At 66.5% G+C, this 23207-nt stretch carries 14 protein-coding genes; 5 read left to right on the top strand and 9 right to left on the bottom strand.

What is annotated here, in order from left to right:
* Positions 1 to 109 precede the first annotated feature (109 nt).
* The 3 genes from HCU76_RS33075 (at position 110) to HCU76_RS33065 (ending at position 8346) form a co-directional block, all read left to right on the top strand.
* A complete protein-coding gene (locus HCU76_RS33075) occupies positions 110 to 6724 on the top strand; it encodes a filamentous hemagglutinin N-terminal domain-containing protein (RefSeq protein ID WP_218511639.1) in 6615 nt (2204 codons plus the stop codon).
* A 354-nt stretch (positions 6725 to 7078) separates the two neighbouring features.
* Complete coding sequence (locus tag HCU76_RS33070) at positions 7079 to 7957, top strand: OmpA family protein (RefSeq protein WP_218511638.1); 879 nt, start codon at positions 7079 to 7081, stop codon at positions 7955 to 7957.
* 125 nt (positions 7958 to 8082) lie between these two features.
* On the top strand, positions 8083 to 8346 hold the full coding sequence (locus tag HCU76_RS33065; protein ID WP_218511637.1) for a hypothetical protein: 264 nt from the start codon (positions 8083 to 8085) through the stop codon (positions 8344 to 8346).
* A gap of 50 nt (positions 8347 to 8396) precedes the next feature.
* Here HCU76_RS33065 and HCU76_RS33060 read toward each other — a convergent pair whose 3' ends face one another.
* The 9 genes from HCU76_RS33060 to HCU76_RS33020 form a co-directional block, all read right to left on the bottom strand.
* The gene (locus HCU76_RS33060; RefSeq protein ID WP_218511636.1) at positions 8397 to 9836 is read right to left on the bottom strand and encodes a TULIP family P47-like protein; all 1440 of its coding nucleotides are present in this window, start codon (positions 9834 to 9836) and stop codon (positions 8397 to 8399) included.
* Between the two features lie 107 nt (positions 9837 to 9943).
* Positions 9944 to 10741, bottom strand: coding sequence for a TULIP family P47-like protein (locus tag HCU76_RS33055; protein ID WP_218511635.1), 798 nt, complete (start codon positions 10739 to 10741; stop codon positions 9944 to 9946).
* A 2-nt stretch (positions 10742 to 10743) separates the two neighbouring features.
* Positions 10744 to 12330, bottom strand: coding sequence for a TULIP family P47-like protein (locus HCU76_RS33050; protein WP_218511634.1), 1587 nt, complete (start codon positions 12328 to 12330; stop codon positions 10744 to 10746).
* 9 nt (positions 12331 to 12339) lie between these two features.
* Entirely contained in the window at positions 12340 to 14082 is a 1743-nt protein-coding gene (locus tag HCU76_RS33045) for a TULIP family P47-like protein (protein WP_218511633.1), read from the bottom strand.
* Positions 14083 to 14176: 94 nt separating this feature from the next.
* Entirely contained in the window at positions 14177 to 15460 is a 1284-nt protein-coding gene (locus tag HCU76_RS33040) for a TULIP family P47-like protein (RefSeq protein WP_218511632.1), read from the bottom strand.
* Between the two features lie 326 nt (positions 15461 to 15786).
* Positions 15787 to 16779: an FAD:protein FMN transferase gene (locus HCU76_RS33035; RefSeq protein WP_218511631.1), complete on the bottom strand. Its 993-nt coding sequence runs from the start codon at positions 16777 to 16779 to the stop codon at positions 15787 to 15789.
* The gene (locus tag HCU76_RS33030) at positions 16776 to 18899 is read right to left on the bottom strand and encodes a 4Fe-4S binding protein (RefSeq protein ID WP_218511630.1); all 2124 of its coding nucleotides are present in this window, start codon (positions 18897 to 18899) and stop codon (positions 16776 to 16778) included. The genes HCU76_RS33035 and HCU76_RS33030 overlap by 4 nt, the downstream gene beginning before the upstream one ends.
* 2 nt (positions 18900 to 18901) lie before the next feature.
* Positions 18902 to 19165: a pyrroloquinoline quinone biosynthesis peptide chaperone PqqD gene (gene pqqD, locus HCU76_RS33025; protein ID WP_213955962.1), complete on the bottom strand. Its 264-nt coding sequence runs from the start codon at positions 19163 to 19165 to the stop codon at positions 18902 to 18904.
* Between the two features lie 221 nt (positions 19166 to 19386).
* Positions 19387 to 21537, bottom strand: a complete 2151-nt coding sequence (locus tag HCU76_RS33020) for a sigma-54-dependent Fis family transcriptional regulator (protein ID WP_218511629.1) — start codon at positions 21535 to 21537, stop codon at positions 19387 to 19389.
* Positions 21538 to 21825: 288 nt separating this feature from the next.
* On the opposite strand from HCU76_RS33020, the gene pedF reads away from it, so the two are divergent.
* The gene (pedF, locus tag HCU76_RS33015) at positions 21826 to 22323 is read left to right on the top strand and encodes a cytochrome c-550 PedF (protein WP_218511642.1); all 498 of its coding nucleotides are present in this window, start codon (positions 21826 to 21828) and stop codon (positions 22321 to 22323) included.
* Positions 22324 to 22348: 25 nt separating this feature from the next.
* Positions 22349 to 23203: an ABC transporter substrate-binding protein gene (locus HCU76_RS33010; protein WP_218511628.1), complete on the top strand. Its 855-nt coding sequence runs from the start codon at positions 22349 to 22351 to the stop codon at positions 23201 to 23203.
* Positions 23204 to 23207 lie beyond the last annotated feature (4 nt).

Here is a 23207-nt window from a genome sequence, read left to right as displayed (position 1 = left end):
ATGGCGCGACGGCACGCCGCCCGCCATCACCGACGGCGGCGGGCACAACCCGCGGCTCTTCGTGCAGGCGCAGAAGAGTTTCTGACCCTCACCGAAAGGCAGGCATCCCATGACCACTCGCCTCGATGCGCTCCGCCGCGGTTGCGATGCCAGTCTGGTCAGGCTGCGACCGCTTGTCGTCTGCCTGCTGGCCGCGGGGCTCGTGCCCGCGTTTGCGCAGACGCTGCCCACCGGCTTCAAGGCGATCGGAGGCGGCGTCACCATGAGCCAGCCGGGTGCCGGCACGATGAACCTCTCCCAGACCACCGCTCGTGCGATGGCGCAATGGAACAGCTTTTCCATCGGCGCGGGCGGCATCGTCAACATTGCGCAGCCTGGGCCGGCGAGTGTGCTGCTCAATCGCGTGGTTGGGCCCGATGCGTCGACCATCGCGGGACGCCTCAATGCCAACGGGCAGGTGTTCCTGGTCAACCCGAACGGGGTGCTGTTCAGCAAGGGATCGGTCGTCAACACGGGCGGCCTCATCGCCTCCACGCTCGACATCGGCAATGACAACTTCATGGCGGGCAAGCAACTGGTGTTCGAGCGCGCCGATGGCAACCATGCGAGTGTCGTGAATGCGGGCAGCATCCATGCGAGCAAGGGCGGCACCGTGGCACTGATGGGCGAGACAGTGCGCAACGAGGGCGACATCAACGTGGCCAGCGGCACCATCGGCCTGGTGTCGGGCCGGCAGGTCGCGATCGATTTCGCAGGCGACGGACTCACCACCTTTCGTGTGTCGACCGACGTGAAGGCGACCCACGCTTCAGCAGAGAACGCGGCGGGCGCCACGCTCACCGCCGACGGTGGACGTGTGGCCATGCTGGCCGTGGGCAGCACGCCGTCGCAGTGGGTGGTGAATCAGCAGGGTACCGTGCAGGCGCACTCGCTGGTCGAGCGCAACGGCGAGATCATCCTGGGCGGCGGCAGCGGCAACGATGTGCGTGTGGCCGGCACGCTCGATGCGACCGGCGCGCAGGCGGGGCTGAAGGGCGGGAGCGTCAGTGTCGATGGCGGACGGGTGCTGGTGGATGAGGGCGCGCTGATCGATGCGAGCGGCAGCGCCGGAGGAGGGAGCATCCGGGTGCATGCGAGCGATGCGGCGGTGGTGCTGGCGACTTCGAGCATGCGTAGTGATGCGATGGACAAGGGCGATGGGGGCAAGGTGGGGGTGTTTGGGGAAGGCAGCTTGCGTGCCTATGGGAAGCTCACTGCGCGTGGCGGCGCCAACGGTGGAAACGGCGGGTTCATCGAAACTTCCGGAGGAAAAGTCGACGTTGCGGGCTTGCGTGTTGATACTCGGGCGCCCAAGGGGACATGGGGCGAATGGTACTTAGACCCGGGCGACATTGAGATCGTTAATGGCCAGGCGCCTGCCTCCGCGCCTGTGTGTGGTCCCCTTGGTTGTCCTTTCTACACCCAGACAATCGTCGACGGCCTTGGCACAAACGGCACCATGACAATCACCGCGGACAAGAGCAGCGCCGCAGCAGGGCAGATCACGTTCGATGCCAACGCGAATATCACCTACGCGGCACCGGGGTCGAGCACGCTGACTTTGATGGCCGACAGTGCCATCGTCGTACCAGCGGGCGTGGTGATCCAGTCCGTGGGCGCCGGGCCGATGAATGTCGAGATGACTGCGAACGGTCCGCCCGCGCCGTCAACTCCGCCTGTTGCCGGCTCGATCAGTTTCGATGGAAGCATTTCGACCAACGGCGGTCACGTCCTGATGACGGCCACATCACCTCGCAGCGAAGGCATCGCGATCACGGGCGGCAAGATTTCGACCATTTCCAACAGTGGGACGGACGGGGGATACGTTCAGATGACGGGCAATTCATCGAACGGCCCAGGCATTGCGATGACGGATGGCAACATCGAGACCAACCTCGGATCGGTCACCATGAAGGGTACTTCGACCAACACGTCGGGCATTACGCTGACAGGTGGCGCTGGGATCACAACTACAGGTGGACCGGTCCTTCTGGATGGCACGGGAACACACGAAAACCCTCAGTTCGTCATCCTTGCTTTTCTTCCTGCCCCTGTCCCTGCTTCGAGCGAATACGGCGTCGACCTGAGCAACTTCGCAATCAAGACGGACTCTGGCACTGTCAACATCAGTGGGACAGGCGTTACGCCCGCTGATGCGAACGCTGTCGGCATCGGCGGCGTCCGGATCGAGAATAGCAGCACCATCACCACGAGAACCGGCAACGTCGCCATCGCTGGAACGGTGACTTCGGACTCGACACCGGTCTCAGGTATAGCCCTCAGCCCAAGGGAGGAAGGCACAACACCCGCGGCGGTGACGACACGGTCAGGCAATATCACCCTTACCGCGCAGTCGGGGTCGACTGTTGACGCGATCGACATCGGCGCACCGGTTCACAGCGACACCGGCGCCATCAACTTGCGGCGCAAGGTGCCGGACGGATTCATCACGCTTGGGGGTCCAGATCGCACCGATACCTTCGTCGTCTCGCAAGGCGAGTTGGACCTGCTGACCGCACCGACCATCTCATTTGGCTCTCAAGACGGAGCGAATCCAGGAGTAACAGGCGTCCGGGTCGTCGGCCCGATCACATTGCAAACGCAAACGCCACAGAATCTCACCTTGCAGACCGGTCCGTTCGGCAGCCTTCAGGTGGATGGCAACATGAACCTTGGTGTCGGATCGCTCGCACTGATCGGAGGGGCTGGCGGCACCATCACGCAAACGGGGAGCATCACTGCAGGCAGTCTCGCAGTCTTCGCGCCGGCCCTTCTTCGCGCTGCCAACAACGTGGTACTGACGAACCCCGGCAATGCAGTGAACACGCTGGCAGCCAACGTGGCGGCAAACTTCGAATTCACCAACACCGGCCCATTGAACGTCGGCACGGTCGGCTACGCGCTTGCCGACGGCACGCTCACGCAGATTGCGGGCGTGACCGCCGGTGGCGCCGCTGTCGTACGCAGCAGCGGAGCCGGCGTGGCGCTCAGTGCTCCCGTTGTGGCCAACGACGTGTCGTTGCTGGCCGCGGGCAGCATCGCCCAGTTTGCGGCCGGCGGCATCACGGCCGATCGCGTGCTGGCCGTCGCCCAGAACGGCAGCGTGACGCTCAACGCCGCCACCAACAAGGTCAACACCATCGCCGGGAGCGCAACCGATCGCTTCGACTTCTCCGGCGCGGCCGCCGTCACGATCGGCAGGGTGGCCAGCAGCGATCCACAGCAGACCATCGTCGGCAACGGGATCCGCGCGGACATCGTCGATGTACTGGCACAGGGGAGCGGTCTCGCCGTCGACCAAGCCGTTACCGGCGGCACCAGCGCGTTGCTCGTCGCCTCCACGGGCGACCTGAACCTGAACGCGCCGGTCGATGCGCCCGGTGTGGGATTGGCGGCGCTCGGGAACATCAATCAGGCGAGCGCGGCCGGCATCACGGCCAACGTCCTGGTGGCAGAAGCGACCACGGGCGACGTAAACCTCAGCGCGGCAACGAACCACGTCGATGCGGTGGGCGGCGTCGCGGGCGGGCGTTTCGACTTCACCAACGCCGACCCGCTGTCGATCGACCAGGTCGGCGTGCTGGTGCGACGCGGCACCGACACGACAACGGAACTCTCGATCGTCGGCCCGGGGCCGCAGCAGCAGTTCTTCTCGGCCGATGGCCTGGCGGCCAACGCCGTGCGGGTGCGTACCGTCGATGGCGCGTTGAGCGTCGATTCCGATGTCACCGCCACCGCGACAGGCATTCTTCAAGCAGGTGGCTCAGGCAGCCTCGCATTGAACGCACCGGTGAGTGCCAACAGCCTTGCGCTGGATGCGGCCAGCATTGGCCAGGCGACGACGGGGACGCTGTCGGTTGGCAGTGGCCTGATCGCCAATTCGCGCAATGGCGATGTTGCATTGACCACGGCGGTGAACAAGGTCGGGACGGTCGCGGGCGGTGCGACGGGCCGCTTCGACTTCGACAACACCGGTTCGCTGAGCATCGGCGCCGTGACTGTCGCCGACACGCAGCAGCCGACATCGGCGAATGGGATCACCGCCGACGCGCTGCGCGTGCGTGCGCTCACGGGCGACTTCTCGGTCGATCAGGCCGTCATCGCCAGGACCAATGCCGTGCTCCAGAGCAGCGCCGGCAACCTGAGCCTCCACGCCGTGACCGATCCTGCCAACCTGGCGTTGCTGGCCAATGGCAGCATCAGCCAGACGGCGGCAGGTGGCATCACTGCAGGCGGTCTGCTGGTGCGCTCGACCACAGGCGATGTGAATCTGAGCGCCGGCGTCAATCACGCCGACACGCTTGCCGGCAGCGCAGCGGGGCGCTTCGACTACACCGACGCCGACTCGCTGGCGATCGGCCCGGTCAGCGTGCTGGCACAACTTGCCGTACTCCGGGCTGGCCCAGCCGCGCCGTTGCTCGAAACCGGCAGCGGCGTGACGGGCAACGCGGTGCGCGTTCGTACCAGCGGAGGCGATCTGGATGTCAATGTCGCCGTCACGTCTGCCAGCACGGCCATCCTGCAAGCCGGCGGCTTCGGCAATCTCGCATTGAACGCATCGGTGAGTGCCAGCAACCTTGCGCTGGATGCAGCCAGCATCGACCAGGCGACGACGGGGAGCCTGTCGGTCGGCAGTGGATTGATCGCCAATGCACGCAATGGCGACGTTGCATTGACGACGGCGGTCAACAAGGTCGGGACGGTCGCGGGCGGTGCGACGGGCCGCTTCGACTTCGACAACACCGGTTCGCTGAGCATCGGCGCGGTGACCGTGGCCGACACGCAGCAGCCGACATCGGCGAATGGGATCACCGCCGACGCGCTGCGCGTGCGTGCGCTCACGGGCGATTTCTCGGTCGACCAGGCCGTCACGGCCAGGACCAACGCCGTGCTCCAGAGCAGCGCCGGCAACCTCAGCCTCAACGCCGCGACCGATCCTGCCAACCTGGCGTTGCTGGCCAATGGCAGCATCAGCCAGACGGCGGCAGGTGGCATCACTGCAGGAGGCCTGCTGGTGCGCTCGACCACAGGGGATGTGAACCTGAGCGCAGGTGTCAATCACGCCGCTGCGCTTGCCGGCAGCGCAGCGGGGCGCTTCGACTACACCGACGCCGACTCGCTGGCGATCGGCCCGGTCAGCGTGCTGGCGCAGCCCCCCGTAGTGCTTCGGGCTGGCCCGGCCGTGCCGCCGCTGCTCGAGACCGGCAGCGGCGTGACGGGCAATGCGGTGCGCGTTCGCACTGGCGCAGGCGACCTGGACGTCAATGCCGGCGTCAGCTCTGCCAGCACGGCCATCCTGCAAGCTGGCGGCATCGGCAATCTCGCATTGAATGCGCCGGTGAGCGCGACGGATCTCGCGATCGATGGCAACGGCATCGCGCAGTCATCGACAGGCACGCTGGCCGTGACGAATGGCTTGCTGGCTACCGCGCGCGGCGGCGACGTGAGCCTGAACTCGGCGGGCGTCAGTACGAGCGCCGTTGCCGGCGGCGCCGCTGGCCGCTTCGACTTCACGAATGCCGGTGCGCTGACCGTCGGCGCGGTCAACGTCGCGGACGCGCAGCAGTCCATGTCGGGCAGCGGACTGACCGCCACAGACCTGAACGTCAACGCGATGCACGGCGACCTGACGCTGGCTGGAAACGTCACCGCGACAGGCGCCGCGGGCCTGCACGCCGGTGGCAGCGTCACTCAAGCCTCGGACAGCGAAGGTCTCGGCAAGGCCACCGCAGGAGACGGCAAGACCGGGAAGGCCGACAGGTCGTTGCTCGCGCCTGCGCCGCCGCCGCAGGGCATCGTGGCCGGCTCGTTGCAGGCCAGCTCCGACACCGGCGACGTGCTGCTCGACAACCCTGCGAACCAAGTAGGCATCTTGGCCGGCAGTGCCGCAGGCCGCTTCGACTTTGCCAATGCGGGTCCGCTGACCGTCGCCGGTGTGTCGGCCGACACGGTGCGCGTGCGCAACTTCGATGGGGACATGACGCTCGCGGGCATGGTCAACAGCGCGACCTCGGCCGACCTCGTCACGGCCGGACGTTTGCAGAACATCAGCGGCAGCGCCATCACCGGGGGCACGTGGCGGGTGTGGGCTCAAACCTGGGAAGGCGAGACGCGCGGCGGACTGGCCGGCTCGGGGCGCCTGCCCAACTTCTACCACTGCAGCTACGGGGGCGCGTGCAGCGTGGTCGTATCGAGCAACGACGATCACTTCATCTACACGCAGCAGCCCGTCCTCACATTGACTGCTGGCGACCTGCGGACATTCGCGGGCCAGACTTTCCCGGCGATGACCTATGGCGAGACCGGTCTGATCCTCGGCGACACGGGTGTCGGGGTAAAGGGCGGACTGTCCACGCCGGCCACCCCTGGCAGCCCGGCGGGACGCTATGCCATCAACGGCAAGTTCACGTCCGACGAGGGCTACGCGATCAACTTCATCCCGGGCTCGCTGGTGCTGGACCTCGCGCCACCGGCCCCACCGGACGTGGTGCGGGAAGACACCAACACCTACACCTTCGATCGCAACCTCGGCCCGCCGCCGATCTGCTTTGCGACAGGGTCGCTCGACGGGGACCGCACGCAGCAAGGCGACGTGCTGGGCGCCGAATGGACGCGCGTGCGTTCGCGACCCAATTTGCTGAGTTGCGTGAGTGACGGCAAGCGCAATGGGTGCTCGGATTTTTGACCTGGACGAAGGTAGAACAGAAGCACCTCCCAACCGCTCTGGAATTGCGGCCATTCGGCGTCGTGATCGCGCCTATACGCGCGCACCAGGAGGCTGCCGTACAGACCCATGCGGACGCCGATAAGCAGGAGCGGCATAAATCGAGGCGGCCGTGGTTCAGATGTACTAAACCCGTACGGCATTGCTGTCTGGCTGCAGCGCCTCCCGGCTAGTGGTCCAAAGAGGCAAAGGCGAATCGCGCGGAGCGCTGGCAAACACACCGTCCCAATCCACAGTTCCTTTAGATAAGAGGGTGATCTTGAAATCGCCGCATGAGCGGCCTCCCTCGGTACCGCCATATAAGAGGAGCACTTCATGGACTCAAAAGACTTGCAGCGATCGTCCGAATGGGCAATTGCCGGCCTGGGATCAATTGGATCTGTCATCAACTGGTACCCCTTCGATCTGGTCAACAGAGTTTCCGGCCGGGCGCATCGATTACACGCCGTGGTCGCCGGAATGAGCGCCACGCCCATACCAACAGCAAGTGCCGCTCCCCCGGACTACACTAACTTTCGAACGACGGCCATGGTCCGATTTTCAGATTTCGACGGAGTTGGAGCGCGCGTGACTTCCGTAAATGCCGGCGTACTATTCGGGTATGGCCTGACAATACTCACATTGTGGACAGACGCCGCGTATCAATCTCCCTTGTTGGCTCAGGTGAAAATGACGGGGGTCGCGATAATGCTTCCGGGCGCAGTATTCGGCAACGGGATTGCAACTATCAGCTATGGCGTCGGCAGCCCAGTAGGACTCGCATCAATGTTGCTGCCATTTGAAGATCCTCCCATTGCGCCTCGAATTGTCAAGTGGACAAACGTTCCAAAAATGCCGAAACGTATTATTGCACCGAGCGAAGTACTTTTTGACTTTGATCGGTACGCGCTCAAGCCCACAGCAATTGCGGCGTTAACTGAGATTGAGGCGCTGCTCAATATGCGAACGACTGCAAATGTCCGCATCTGCGGGTACACTGACGCCGAAGGGACAGACGCCTATAACCAAGCCCTGTCAATTCGTCGCGCTTCGGCAGTACGAGATTGGTTGGTCAATGCGAAGGTCTTCGGCGCCAAAAACTTTCAGATTTCAGGCTTCGGAAAGACCCATCCCGTTGCTCCCAATCGCATTTCGGGCAAGGACAATCCTGAAGGGCGAACGCTAAACCGCCGCGTAGAGATCGTGTACGACTAGCCGGAAATTTCACCAGTAGAGGGTCAGCGGCCTCGCGTCCCTGAAGCCGAGTTTGAAAAATGTGCGAGGCTGATTTCGAAGGTCGAGCAGGGAACTCTGCTTGATCGAAAAATCTCCCGACGCCATTGAAGATTGCTGGGCTGGAGCGCGCCTCTTTGCGCAATGGTTGCCGTATCTATCGCTTCAAGCGCCTGCCATTGAGCGAGGAGGTGGAGTACGAGCTGACGGCAAAATATCCCGACGGCCTTGTTTTCAACCCCGTGATGCATAGCGACAAATACCCGCCGGGGAGCAACGCGGTTCACCAGTGGCGATTGGTGGCGGAAGTTCCGGTCGAACATCTGCTCGACCTTGCGCCAGCGGCAAAGTATCCGTACTTGCACGCCTGATTTGCATGTCGCTTTGACCGGGAACGGCCCGGCGAAGGAGGCCTTCGATTTCACGCGCCCCCACCAAAGTGCGGCGTCCCGCCCATCTGCAGCGAGTAATTCAACGCAACCTGGTCCAGCGTGAAGTCCTTCTGGTCGCTCCATTGCAGCGGGTCGACCGCATTGAAGGTGAGCAGGCTGACCGACGGAGCGGCGTCGGTGTTGGCATCGGCAATGATGTCCGGCACTTTGGCGGCCACGCCCGCGAGCACACCCATCACGACGGCGGCGATGACGAAGCCGGCCCCGTCGGTGAGGAGTCCGACGGCGATGGTGATGAGCGCCGCCGCGATGCCCTCGAAGATCTTGGTGAGCTTCACGCCCTCGCTCTCCTGGGTCCAGTGCTCGACCGTCACCTTACCGGACTGGACGTAGTAGATCGTCTGCACCGTCGGACTCGCCTGATGCAGCGCCATCGTGTACGACGCAACGTTGTGCGTATAGGCCTGGATGCCGGGCGAGACCTCGGTCTGTGTCGTGGCATCGATCGTCAGCGTGGCATCGGCGGTGGACAGCTCGAAGTTCTGCAGCACGGTCGTATGCGACGAGCCGCTGGAATCCACCATGTCCTTGATGGATACCGGACCGGAGGCGAGGGTCAGGCCGGTGCCGTCGCTGCGCGGCGCAAAGTCGGTCGTCGAAGCACCGGCGTACACGAGCGGCATCGACGGCCACAGCATCTCGTTGACGAAGCGCTCCGGCGCGATGAGAAAGCCGGCCCGCGAACCGGCCGGGATGGCGTTGGGAGACACCTCCTGGTCCAGGCCTGAGCCGTCCCGGCCGCCGGTCATGCAGAGGATGCCGAGGATGCTCGTGTCGAGCGTTGCGCCATCGATGTAGGCGTAGCTGGAGTACGTCGGAAGCAGCCAGGCGAACTGGCCCTGGTCCGCGTCGCGGCCCAGGTTGACGGTGGCGAAGACGTGCTCGAAGTCGCCGAGGTTGGCGTTGAACCAGGTCTGCATCGCCGCGATGACGTCGTCGGAGACGGACGCGAAGGGCAGGTGCTGAGGGTCGGTGCTGTTGTCGAAATCGTAGCCTCCGAGGACGGTGACGACCTGCTGCTGCGGCACAGGCGGGGTGGCCTTGACGATGAGCTTGTGGAAGGTGCCCGTTGCGCCGGGAGGAGGCGGGTCGGTGTGCGGCACGTACTCGAGTTCGACCTCGATCTCGAAGCTGCCCGCGCCGTAGGTGAAGCTCACCGGCTGGCCATTCACGGTCCCGGCGGCGACCAGGGACGTGACCGGCGTGCTCATGTGGAGCAGCTTGCCGCTGCCGCCCAGCGTGATTGCCCAGTCCGAGAAGGTGCCGCTCACCTGGATGGTGGCCTGCGTGTGCGGATCGATGGTGGAGGCGCTGAAGGTCTTGGGGGACGTCGCGAGGGTCTTGATGGCGGCGTTGACGTCGTCCGCGCGGATGGCGAAGACGGTGTCCCAGCCGTAGGTGTCGGCCATCAGTCCGGGGCCGGCGGCTGGTGCAGGGCTTGGGCTTGGGCTTGGGCTTGGGCTTGGGCTCGGGCTCGGGCTCGGGCTTGCGGTCGGTGCGGAGGTGGCGGCGGCGTTCATGCAGTGCCCTTCGTGACGACGTTGAACGAGACGGTGTCGTGCACCGTGCAGGCGGACCCCGGAGTGCCCGGGAGCTTGACGGCGGACGCAGCACCGTCCACAAGTTGCTGAAGCACTGCGGCGCTGACGAGGAGCGCTGTGTCGGTCGCCGTGACGGCGTCAGGCGACACCTCCTGCAGCAGTTGCGTGCCGGATGTCGCTGGGTCGGTAACGGTGCCGAGCACGCCCAGCACGCCCCCGCCGCCCGTCGCATCGGCATAGGCATAGCTGGCGCTGACGGGCGCCAGTGCTGCGCCCAGCCCGCTGGCGCCGGGGCCGCGCAGCGCCACCGTTGCCAGCACGTACGGCAGCGACGCCTGCGCGTCGAGCCATTGCTGAAACGCCGAGGTCGCGTAGGCCGCATACGCCTCGAAGCCCGGCTGGCGAAAGCTGGCGACGAGAACCGTCACCGCACCCAGCGCGGTGGCAATGACGATCTGCTGAATGCCGCCAACGGCCGGAGCCAGTTCCAGGCGACCCTGTACCTCGAACTGCCCGTCCGCAAACTGCACCGTCTTGTCTCCGTTGCCGAGCGTGAGCGTGGTGCAGGGCACGCTGAAGTTGACCAGTGCGCCGCTGCCTCCGACGGTCACTTGCCACCGACCCGTGCTGCCGACTGCATGCACCGACGTTCCGCCGTGCACGACCGTCTCGTCGAACGGCTGCGGCCCGGGATCGATCAGTCCCGCGTTGACCACGCTCGTGCGCGTGGCAAAGACGATGTCCCAGCCGTAGGTGGAGGCGGGCGTAGCCATGGTCAGGACTTCGCCGCCGTCAGGCCGAGCTGCAGCGAGGTGTTCAGTGCCGCCGATGTGAGCGTGTAGCTCGTTCCCTGGGCCCATTGCGTGCTGCCGATCGCATTGGCCGCGAAATCGTCGAGTGTGGGCATCCGGTCCCTGTCGTCATCGGCGTACCCGTCGAGGATCGCGGGGATGCTGCCCACGCTGCCGCCGATGGCCGCGCCGATCGCGGCGCCGAGCAGCTTGAACGCGTTGGCCCGGAAGAAGCCCGCGAAGCCCACCGCGGCGTCCGCGTTCTTCAGTTGCGTGACGGCCGACTTCAAGGCGGCGATGTCCGCCTGCAACTGCTCCTGGGGGCTCAGCGCGGCCACGACGGGATCGAGCTCGATGCTCACGGTTCCGTCCACGCTGGCGTCCACGCCGGCACTGATCGCGTTGGCCGCGGCCCGTGCCGCGAGACCGGCCTCTGCCACGCCGCCGATCACCGCACCGACGATGGCCGCGGCAATGCTGATGCCGATGCCCTCCCAGATCTCCTTCCACTTCTGTCCCGAGCTTTCGGAGATGCTCATCGACACCGTGGGCGCGCCGGTCTGCGTCAACTGGAGGTGGCCGTCGCTGTCGGTCGCCATCGCGTTGACCGACCGGTAGTCGACCGTGACCGTGTAGCCCGGCTTGTAGGTGAAGGTGAGTCCGGTAAAGGCGATGACCACCGAGCCCGACCCGATCGCCAGGCTGAAGCCATCGGCGTTGATGCTCGCGTCGGTGACCTTGTGGCCGTCGGACAGGGTGAAGTCGGGCAGCCCCAGGACGGTGGTGTTGTAGAGCGTCATGCCGGCGTCCAGGTAGTCGAAGCTGGCCGGCGTGTCGCCCTTGAACAGGTCCGCGACATGGGGCTCGAACATCTGCTGCATGACGCAGGTGGGCGAGATGAGGAAGCCCGCGTCCGACCCGGCGGGAATGATCCCCGGGTCGAGTTCGGGAGACAGCCGCGAGCCGGTCCTGTTCTCGGTCATGGCGAGCACGCCGAACAGGTAGTCGTCCACGCTCGCGAAGTTCTCCGTGTAGATCGCGTAGCCGAGGTAGGTCGGCTGGAGCCAGGCGAAGTCGCCGGTGTCGACCGAGGTGCTGAGGTCGACCGCGGCAAAGACATGGTTGAACTGGTCGAGGCTGGTGTTGAGCCAGTCACCGAGGGCGCCCTTGATGGCGTCGCTCGCGGAGTCGGGCCCGGCGGAAAGCGTGAGGCTGAGCACCGATGCGGGTGCATGGGCGTCGGGCTTGAGGTCGTTCATCGTGTTGCCCGGTTGCGGGATGAAGCCCAGGCTGATCTGGATGACGGCGCTGCCGGCGTACGACGCCTGTGCCTGGCCCCCGCCGGACACCGTCCCGGCCGTGATGGGGAGGGTCATCTGCAACAGCGAGCCGGAGCCGCCACTGAGTTGCCAGTCGCCGAAGGTGCCGGTCACGTCGATCGACCCGCCGACCAAGGCGTGGCTGCCGGCGAATGTCGCCGGTGAACTCTTCGCGGCGACGATGGCCGCGTTGGCGTCCTTGAAGCGGGTGCCAAATGCGGTGTCCCAGTTGTTCGTGCTGATGCTTGTCATGATGGCTCCTCAGGTGGATGAGATCTGGACGTTGAGACCCATCTGCAGGGACTCGTTGAGCGAGAGGTTCTGCAGCGTGTAGCCGGTCTGGCCGGGCCACGCGACCGGTGCGACCGAGTAGTCGACGAACTCGTCGAGCGTGGGCATGTTGGCGAGGTCGTTCTCGGAATAGGCCTCGAGGATGTCGGGCAACTTCGCCGCCGCGGCACCCACCGCGCCACCGATCGCCATGCCGAGGATCTTTCGCCAGTTGCGGCGGAAGAAGCCTTCGAACTTGGACTTGTAGGACTCGTTGTCGGCGTTCTCCACTTCCTCGGAAGCGTCGGAGTCCGCTTCGGCGTTTTCCTCATCGAGGTTGGTGATGTCGTCGTCCGCCGGCAGGTCGCCGCTGAAGTTCAGCGCGTCGCCGGAGTCCTCGACCGCCTCGGCCGCGCTCGCCCCACCTTCCTCGATGGCTTCGCCAGCGCCCTCGGCAACGGGGCCGAGGGCGCCGCCGATGGCCGCACCCACCACGGCAAAGGCAATGCCCTCGACGATGCCCACGATGAGGTTGGTCCACTTGGACGCCGAGGACTGCGTGACCGTCACGGCCAGGCTCGGCTTGCCGACCGTGCACGCCTGGAAGTGCTTGGCCGTGTCCATGTAGAGCTCAGACTCCCCGGTGTAGTCCATGTGGACCGTGTAGTCGCCGCCGTTCCACGGGAAGTTGAGGTCGGTGAAGTTGATCGAGATGGTCGTGACGTTGGCGATCAGCGTGAACTTGCCGACGTCGAGGTTCGCGCCGGTGATGTTCACCGTGTCGCCGGACTTGCTCGCGCTCGTGAAGTCGTGGAAGGTCACCTTGTTGACGTTGGTGATCGTGGAGCCGTCGGCGGTGACGTTGAAGTCGGAGTTGCTCGCGTTGAGGAACAGCTTCTCGATACCGGGCAGCATGATCTTGTTGAGGAAGCGCTCCTGCGAGATGAGGAAGCCCGCGTTGCATCCGGTCGGGATGATGTTGGGAGAGATGTCGTGGCCGAGGTTGGTGCCGGCCCGGCCCTCGGTCATCGCCAGCACGCCGAAGACGTAGTCATCCGGCTTGGCGCCGACGGGGTTGTTGATGCCGTAGCCGATCGTGGTCGGATTGAGCCACTGGAACTGGTCCTTGTCGGCGACGGCGCCGAGGTCGATGGCGGCGAAGGTGTGGTTGAAGCTGCCGAGGTTGGCCAGCAGCCAGGCCTCCAGCACGTCCTGGATGGCGTCCTTGGCGTCGGCCGCCTCGGGGTTGATGGCGACGCTGATGATCGAGACGATCGGTTGCGTCACCGGGTCGGTGGTCGTCAGGCTGGGCTTGAGAGCGTTGGTGGTGCCGCCGCTGGCATTGCTGCTCGGCGCGCTCGCGCCCGGCTGGGGCAGGTACTGCAGCGAGATCTGGATGACCGCCGAGCCGTTGAAGGGCAGGGCGACCGGTGGCGTCTGCTGCGCGGTGGCGGTGCCCGAGATGGGCAGCGTGAGTTCGGCGAGCGAGCCGCTGCCGCCGCTCAATTGCCAGTCGCCGAAGGTGCCGGTGACGGCGATGGCCGGGCCGCTGAACCCTCCGCCGGCCTTGGTGCCGGCAAAGGAGGGTGGCGAGCTCTTCTGCGCCTTGATCGCCTTGTTGGCGTTCGCGAAGTTCAGCGCGAAGGCCGTGTCCCAGTTGTTCGTCGACGCGCGCCCCGCCGCGGGCGGCGTGGGGTTCGCGGCGCATTGGGTGGATGTGGTGGTGGTGGTCATCTGGACCTCGCAAATAGGACGTTGAGGAAAGCTCCGGAAACAACCGGTTCGGTCACGCCAGGCGCTCGTGCCGCGAGCGCACCGGCGATGTGGTTCAGGCGACGTTCGCCTGCAGCAGGAAGCAGTCGTTGAGCGAGCCGGCGGCGATGGTGATCTGGCCCAGCCCCTGCCAGGTCACCGAGGTGGCAGGCGCAGCGGACAGGCTGCCGGCCAGGGCCGAACCGCTCAGGCTGCCGGCCAGGCCCGACTCGACTGCGGCCAGCACGATGGCGGTGATGGCGGCCCCGAGGGCGCCCAAGGTGAGGAGGTAGTCGTACCAGGGCACGCGGTCCTTGGTGCTGGTCGTCGGGTGCGGGTCCTTCTGGAACGCGAAGCTCGCGTGCGTCGGGTCGTAGCTCAGCACGTTGGAGGTCGTGGCGGAGAAGTCCAGGTAGGCATTGGGCATGTCGAGGTAGACGCTGCCCGAGGTGACGTTCTTCAGCGCGTTGGCGTCGACTGTCACCACCATCGAGCTGACTTTCGGGATGTACGTGATCGCCCCCGACTTCACACCGCTGAGGTTGAACGGATGGACCGCCGTGATCTGCCCGTTGGCGTACGCGAAGGTGCTGGCATTCGCGTCGGTGAACGCCTTGGTCAGCGACGGCAGGATCACGTACTGCAGGAAGAGGTCGCCGGAGATGACGAAGGAGAGCGGGTACTGCGTCGAGGCGATCCCGGCATCGATGTTGGAACTGAGCGTGGAAATGTCGCGGTCGTCCACGACGCTGAGGATCGCCAGGTACTGGTCGTTGCCGCCGCCGGGCTGTTGGAAGCTGTAGGTCGACTGCCTGGGCGCGAGCCAGGTGGCTGTCGACAGATCAACGACGCCGGTCTGCGCGAAGATGAAGGTGATCTTGTCCTTGCTGTCGAGCAGCACGTTGGCAATGCCGCTGCCAACCTCTGCGCCGAAGCCGGTGTTTTTCGGATCGGTCACCGACTTGACGTAGATGCCGCCCGGCTGCCGCGTCGCCCCGGAAGCCGTCACCGATGACAGCGCGAACTGCAGGCTCTTGCCCTGCGGCGTGACGACGGCGGGCACCCATTCGAGGTTGACGATCACGGTGACCGACATGCCGCTGATGTCGGTCGGCGCGGCGCTGGAGCCCTGCGCTTGCAGACTGCCGGATGTGATCGGCAGCGTCAGATAAATGTCGGAGCCGGATCCGCCCGTGATCGACCACGGGCCGAAGCTGCCGGTGGCCGTATAGGAGCCCGAGAAGCCATCGACCCACGAGGTGTCGAAGGTCATGACAAGGGCGCCCAGGCGGGTCTTCAGCTGGGTGTTGACCTGCTCGATGTTCAGGACCGAGATGGTGTCCCATCCGTTTGTGTTCATGGCACGCAACTCCTTCGTGTTCGGGAAACGCTGGACGAACGGATCCCCGGGCGTCTCGCTTCGAGATGCCCTGGATCAACCAAGCTGGGGGCTGAGGCTTGCGGCGCTAGACGAGGTCGTCCGCGGCCGGTCGCTGGGTGGTGGCCGGCCGGAACCGCGTGCGTGAGGTGGATGTCATGACATTGCTCCAGGTGGCATGGGGGGCTGTGTGCCCGAGGTCACGAATCTATGAGGAATCGAAATGCGAAAACAGTGTGCAATCGCAACGAAAGGATGTGCGCTTTGTCACTGTGAACTGCCGGCGGGTTGGCGTAGCTTCGGCGGACCTACGCGTTCCGTTCGAGTCGGAGGCCGGGCGTGGCCTCCCATCGGCCGGCCTTGTCGACCCACAGCGCATCGACCTGCCACCGATGCGCCAGCACACGCGCCTGCGCAGGTCCGGCGACGAAGAACGCCTTGGTCAACGCATCGGCCATCGCGCCCGTGTCCGCAACAACGGTCACGGACGACAGCGCCGATGGCGAATAGCCGGTGTGCGGATCGAAGATGTGGTGGTGGCGATGGTCGGCGCTGAAGCTGCTCAGGTTGTCGGCGGAGGTGGCGATGCAGCGGCCATCCGTCATGAGCCGTGCGATCAGTGCGGACTCCTCGTGCGGGTCGGCGATGCCAAGCGTCCACGGCTTGGCATCGCCGTTGACGCCGAGCGGTGCGAACTCGCCGGCATCGACCAGCGCATGGCGGATGCCGCGCGACGCGAGCACCGCGCGCACATGGTCGGCCGCGTAGCCCTGCGCGATGCCGTTGAGCGTGGCGGCCATGCCCGGCGTATCGAAGCGGATACGACGGGGGGTGACGTCGAGCCCCCGCCAGTCGACCTTGGCGCGGGCCTCGTTCACCTCGCGCGCTGTCGGCAAGCGTCCTGCGCGCCGCGCAGCCTCGAAGGCGAGCCACAGCGGTTGCACCGTGACGTCGAAGGCGCCGTCGCTGTCGCGCGAGACGGCATGCGCGATGTCGAGGATGTCGACCAGTTCATCGGGTGGCGCATGCAGCGTGCCGTCGCGATTGAGCCGCGACAGCGCACTGTCGGGCTGGAACAGGCTCATCTGGCTTTCGATGCGACGCAGCGCCTGCGTGCCGGCATCGAGCGCACGGTCGAGCACGCTTGCATCCTCGTGCGCGGCGCGCAAGGAGAGCGTGGTGCCGAAGCCGAGCATCGCCCGTTGCTCCCAGCGCAGCGACTTCACCGCCGGCGCAAGGCCGGAGAGCCCCGCGAGCGCACCCAGCCCCAGGGTCGCGCGAAGCCACTGCCGCCGCTTCACGCCTCGCTCCCGGCCAGCGTAGGCAGCGGACGGATCGCGATGACACGGGCGCGCCCCCTGGCGATGAGCGGTGCGCAGCGCTGGGGACTGTCGTGGATGGCCACGCAGTCCAGGCACTGGAAGCATTCCTCGTAGACGATGGCGCCGCTCGGCCGGATGGCCTGGTACTCGCAGCGGTGCCGGCAGGTCTGGCAGGGCGTGCCGCATTCCTTGCGGCGCGGAATCCAGCGCAGCAGGCGCACGCGGCCGAGCAGGCCGAGCCCGGCGCCCAGCGGGCACAGGTAGCGGCAGAAGCCCTTGTAGAGAAAGACATTGAGCAACAGCAGCCCGGCGACCCATGCGACGAAGGGCCACGAGCGCACGAAGCCCAGGGTGATCGCGGTCTTGAAGGGCTCGACCTCCACCGCACCGTCGGTCCATGTCGGCGAGACCACGGCCAGCCCGACGATCGCCGAGAGCACCGCGTACTTGACCCACTTCAGCTTCGCATCCAGGTCGCGGTGCAGCTTGATTCGGCGGATGCCCGCGAAGCGCGCCACCTGCGCCACCAGCTCCTGCATCGCGCCGAAGGGGCAGAGCCAGCCGCAGAAGGTACCGCGCCCCCACACCACCAGCGTCAGCGCGACGAAGGCCCACAGCGCGACCGTCATCGGGTCGTAGAGAAAGAAGGCCAGTTCGCGCCGGGCCACCAGCGCCTGGACCAGCGCGGTGATGTTGACGATCGAAAGTTGCCCCTGCGCGAACCAGCCGATGAAGACCAGCGTGAACACGAGGTAGCCCGTCCGAAAGCGCGCGAGCCGCGTCGGCGTCGCGACGATCCATTTCGGCCGGGCCAGCACCACGCCCAGCAAGACCAGCGCGGCGGCGAGCACGGCCAGTTCCCAGGCCCGCGCGCGCCAGATGCCCTGCCATCCCTTGTTGTCCGCTTCCGGCAAGGTCACCTGGTCGGCGGGCAGCGTGTAGGGCACGGCAAAGCTGCGGCTGATGCGCTCGGGGTAGACCATGCCCTTGTCGCGCGTCACGCGCAGCGCGAAGTTCAAGGTGTGCGCCGGGTCGAGGCCGGCCGGCCCGATCACGCGGAACACCTTGGCATCCGCGCCGCGCAGGTCGGCCGGCAGTTTCAGCGGATCGTCCAGGTCGAGGTCGCGCAACTCCAGCGGCAGGTCGCCCTGCTTGAGCGTGAGCCGGTCGGGCACCGCGCCACGCACGAACTTGTCGCCGACGAAGGAGTACGGGCCGGAGGCGATCACGAGCAGGGCATGGTCGCCGTCGTCGATGCGCCCGAGCAGGTGCTGCCAGCCCGGCTCGGAGAGCAGGTTGCGGCCCACGGACGGCGCGTTGAGGTACGCGACGTACAGCGTCGAGAAGATCTCGTTCTCCCGCCCCGCCACGGGCATCTCCACGCCGCTGTCCTCGAAGGCCTTCTCCACCATGCCATGGGTGATCGCCAGGTGCTGGACCAGGCCGGCCTTGCGCAGCGCGTTCCAGTCCATCGGCGCATAGGTGTCGCGCCGCACGCGCGCGACCTGGTCCGGGTCCTGTCCGCCAGCGAAGCCGAGCCTGGCGCGCGCCACCCGCAGGGCGGACGACAGAAGGCTCTGGTTCAGGATGCGCACCGAGGCGGTCGCCTTGGCCACGCCGTCGATGTACACGTTGGCGCTGCCGCGCTCCTCGCCACGGTTGGCATTCGAGCCGACCTTGATGTTCTGCTGCAGCGACAGCCCCTTGTACTGGTCGGCAAAGCGGAACAGCGGCGCCTCGCCCAGGCCCTCGAGGAACACCGGCTCATGGTGCGAGAGCACGCGCACGTCGAGGAAGGCGCCCTTGGGATCGAGCGCCACCAGCAGGTTGAGCGGCGTGCCGGAGAAGCCGGGTATGGGCGCGAAGTCGATCGATTCGAAGACGTAGCCGGCCAGGATCGGCCTGGTCACGTCCTGCCTGAAGATGGGCCACACCGGCAGTTGCGTGTCTTTCTCGCCCACGGAGAGCGGTGCCGGAAATGCCTTGCGCATGTCGTCGCGCGTCATCACGCCGGCCTGCGCAGGGCCCGCGGCGCCAAGCAGCAAGCCGAGCACCAGCGCGAGCAGCCAGGCCGTCCACGGCCAGCGCAGGCTCGCCATGCCTACTGCAGCCAGCCGCGTTGCAGCGCCTGGCTCAGGAAGACCACCACGTCGTCATGCAGGGGCGCCTGCGCGAACACGATCTCCAACTCGGCGACGATCTCGTCCACCGTGCGCCTGCCGTCGCAGCGCTGCAGGATCTCCGCGGCCGGGGCGTTGAGTTGCACCGGGCCTTCGGCAAAGAGCAGCACCCAGCTGTCCTGCGTGGGCTCGAACTGCATGTGGAGCCGGGGCGACATGCAGGGGCGCGCATCGGGCGTGATCATGGTCTTTGCTGCGGCGTCTCGGCGGCACGTTGTAGCCCCGGGCGGAATTGCCGGGGGGGCGCGTCACTTGCGCAAATCGCATGCCCGTGCAACCCGGCGCAGCCCCTGCAGAAAGATCAGTGATTGCCCTGATGCCGGCACGCCCACGGGCGCCCGCGGGACAGGGCAGTGCTCCAGGCTGGCACACCGCCGTGCAATGGCGGTACAGCGTGCACTGCGCCTTACTTGCCCCAGCGAAGCTTGCGATAGATGGTGTTGCGGCTGATGCCCAGCCGCTTGGATGCTTCCGAGATGTTGCCGTTGGCATCCGCGAGCGTCTTGCGGATGAGCTCGACTTCCGCCTCGCCCAGGGTGCGCGCGACGGCGGCCTCCGCCACGGCTTGCACTGGCGCCATGCCTGCGCCGGCCGGGAGGCCGTTGGCATCCGCGGCTGCGGGCACCTGCGGCAGATGCGGCAGATGAGGCGCCTGCCCCGCGCCGGCGCCAGTCGGCGCCACGGGCACGGCCGCAGCGGCGGCCAGAAGGCGCGCAGGCCGCGCGCTCTGCACATCCTCCAGGAAATCATCCGACAGGTGATGCTCGGCGATCTGCCCTTCGCCGGCAGCCATGACGGAGGCCGTGCGCAGCACGTTGGCCAACTGGCGCACATTGCCGGGCCACGCATAGGCCTTGAACAGCGCCATCACCTGCGGGCTGATGCCCGGCGTGGCATGCGGGCACTCGGCCAGCAGGATGCGCCGCGCCACCACGTCGAGGTCGCAGCGGTCGCGCAGCGCGGGCAAGCGCACCACGAGGCCGTTCAGGCGGTAATACAGGTCTTCGCGGAAGGTGCCGGCATCGATCATGTCGCGCAGCTTGCGGTGCGTCGCGCCGATGACCGCGATGTCCACCGGAATGGACTTGAGGCTGCCCAGCGGCGTCACGTTGCGCTCCTGCAGCACGCGCAGCAGGCGGGCCTGCAGGGGCAGTGGCATGTCGCCGATCTCGTCGAGGAACAGGGTGCCGCCGTTGGCCTGCACGATGCGCCCGACCGCGCCCTTGCGGCGCGCGCCGGTGAAGGCGCCGTCCTCGTAGCCGAACAGTTCGGCCTCGATCAGCGACTCCGGGATGGATGCGCAGTTGACTGCCACGAAAGGCTGCTTGGCACGGTTCGAATCCTGGTGCACGGCGCGGGCCAGCAGTTCCTTGCCCGTACCGGTCTCGCCGAGGATCAGCAGCGGGATGTCGCGGTTCATCACGCGTTGCACCTTCTGCACCAGCGTCGCGATCTGCGGGTCGCCGGTGTTCAGGTAGTGCAGGCCGGAGAACAGCGTGCCGTCGGCGGAATGCGCCGTGTCCCCGGCCAGCGTGCCGTAGCGCTTGCCGGCCTCGGCCCCGGCATCGCGGCGATGGGCCTGCACGTCGATGACCGGACTCGTGATCTGGGGCTCCATGACCATGGAACGCTGCGGCCCGTTGAACCGGGCATTGACGTGGAACGGGCGCCCGCTGGACAGGCACAGCGTCATCGGCGTCGGCAAGGGCGAACGGAAGTGGTCGAACACCGCCGGGGCCGTGGTGCCGAACAGGCTGGTGAGGCTGTGCATGCGCAGCGCCGCGCTGCTCATGTCGAGCTGGTCCAGCGCGCTGCGGTTGGCGCCGAGGATCTTGCCGTCGCCGCCGACCACGATGATGCCTTCGAGCAGCGTGCCGATGAACTCCGCGCGGCTGTGGAAGTGCAGCCGCAGCCGGTTGCCGTAGTCGTCCGACAGCCACTGGTTCTCGATCATGCGGGCCGACATGCGCACCAGTCCCATGGTGTGCTGGTGGTAGGAGCGCTGGTCGCCGGTGACGTCGAGCACGCCGAGCATGTTGCCGCGCGGGTCGAAGATGGGCGACGCCGAGCAGGTGAGGAAGTTGTTGGCGTGGATGAAGTGCTCGCCGCCGTGGACCACGGTGGGCGCCTCTTCGAACAGCGTCGTGCCGATGGCGTTGGTGCCCTTGGAGTGCTCGGCCCAGTTCACGCCCGGCATCAGGGCGACCTTGTCGGCGCGCTGCAGGAACTTGTCGTCGCCGACGGAGTGGAGGATGGTGCCCGTCACATCGGCCAGCACGATCATGCTTTCGGTGTCGACGATCTGCTCGAACAGCATCTCCATCACCGGCGCAGCATGCGTGAACAGGCGCTGGTTGCGTTCCCGCGCCACGGCGAGGTCGCTGCGCATGAGCGGCTCGAAGTCCGGCCGTTCGATGCGCGTGAGGCCCAGTGCGGCGCAGCGCTGATGCCACTGCTCGATGAGCTCGGTGCGGGCCGGCTGCTGGGGGATGGGCAGCGCGGCCGGCGTCGACCAGGTCTTGCGCGTCGGGGGCAGCGCGCGGGGGGTTTCAACCATTGATTCGTCTCCTCTGCTTCTAGGCGAGCAGGTGGTCTGGTTCGCAATACATCGTGTGGCCGGCCATGTGTTCCGTTCTGGCACACAGGGGGTCCGCCCTCCCTGCGACCTGCCGGCTGACCGTCACACAGGATGCCACACCCAGGGCAATCAACGCAATTTATGTTCCCGCCTGCAACACCCTTGGCGTGGCATGGCGTTTGCGCATCCGTCCGTGTTTTCACTTCCACATGAACGGAGACCGGGATGACGAGATTCGATTCGAAGGCAGGGCGGGCGCTGGACCCCATGACGCGTGCGAACGGCCGATGGAGCAGGGCGCTTCGCAAGGCGGGCGTCGTGCTCGCGGCGGTGGGCTGCATGGCCGGCGCCACGCTGGCCTGGTCGCATGGCGACGTGACCCCGCAGGCCGTGGACACGACCGGCCTGCCCGAGCTGGGCAAGGACTGGAAGCCGGAGAACCCGTATCGCGGGAGCGCGCCGGCCATCAAGATCGGCACCTCCGCCTACAACCAGAACTGCGCGCGCTGCCACGGCATCGAGGCGATCTCGGGCGGCATCGCGCCCGACCTGCGCAAGATCGACAACGACTGCGCCGCCCTGAAGGACGCCGCGAAGAAGGCCGCCTGCATCAAGGAGATGGACGACTACTTCCTCACCACCGTGCGCCACGGCCGCACGCGCAACGGCGCGGTCTACATGCCGCCCTTCGAGGGAGTGATGAGCCAGGAGGCGATCTGGTCGATCAAGGCCTACCTGGAGACGCGTCGCGACAAGCCGATGTGACACCCTTCGCAGAAGGAGACATGACATGAATCGAAACGAAGGACCGTCGCGCCGCGACTGCCTGCGCTGGCTCGGTGCGGCCGGCCTTGGCGCCGTCTCGGGCGTCTCGGCCGTCGCGCACGCAGCGTCGCTGGAGAAGATCCGCGAGCGCGGCACGCTCACCGTGGCGATCTACAAGGACATGCCGCCGTTCCACGTGGCAGGGCAGGGCATCGACGTGCAGATCGCGCAGGCGCTCGGGCAGTCGCTGGGGGTGAAGGCGTCGCTGCTGCCCTTCAACGCCGACGAGAACATGAACGACGACCTGCGCAACATGGTGTGGAAGGGCCATTACCTCGGCTACGGCCCGGCCGACGTGCTGCTGCACGTGCCGGTCGACCGGCCGCTCATGGAAGCGACGCCGCAGGTCAACATCCTCGCGCCGTACTACCGGGAACGCATCGTGGTGGCGCGCCGGCTCGATCGATTGCCCCGGCTCGACACGCTCTCCGCGCTGGGCGACGCCCGGGTCGCGGTGCCGGGGCAGTCGCTGGCCGGCTGGCTCATGATCGGCGCCGACAGCGGCGCCTACCGCAACCAGCTCGACACGCAATGGAAGGATGGCGTCGAGGCGGCGCTTGCCCTGCAGCGCGGCGAGTTCGCAGCCGCGGCGGGCATGGCGTCGGAGATGGAGTCGGTGTTGCGCGGCGATGCGCGCTTTGCCATCGCGTCCATTCCCGTTCCACGCGCGCCGCGCGAGGGCTGGGCGGTGGGACTGGCGGTCAGGAAGGACGCGACCGATCTCGCCCAGGCCTTGCAGGCGGCGATGAACGAGTTGGGAACGAGCGGTCAACTGCGCAAGATTTTCGAAGGGGCGAACGTGGCGTGGCAGGCGGCGTGACGCG

Source organism: Variovorax sp. dw_308, assembly GCF_019207085.1.
Classification (GTDB): domain Bacteria; phylum Pseudomonadota; class Gammaproteobacteria; order Burkholderiales; family Burkholderiaceae_C; genus Variovorax.
Note: the sequence above shows the minus strand (reverse complement) of the source record. Positions and strands in the feature narration are given on the sequence as shown.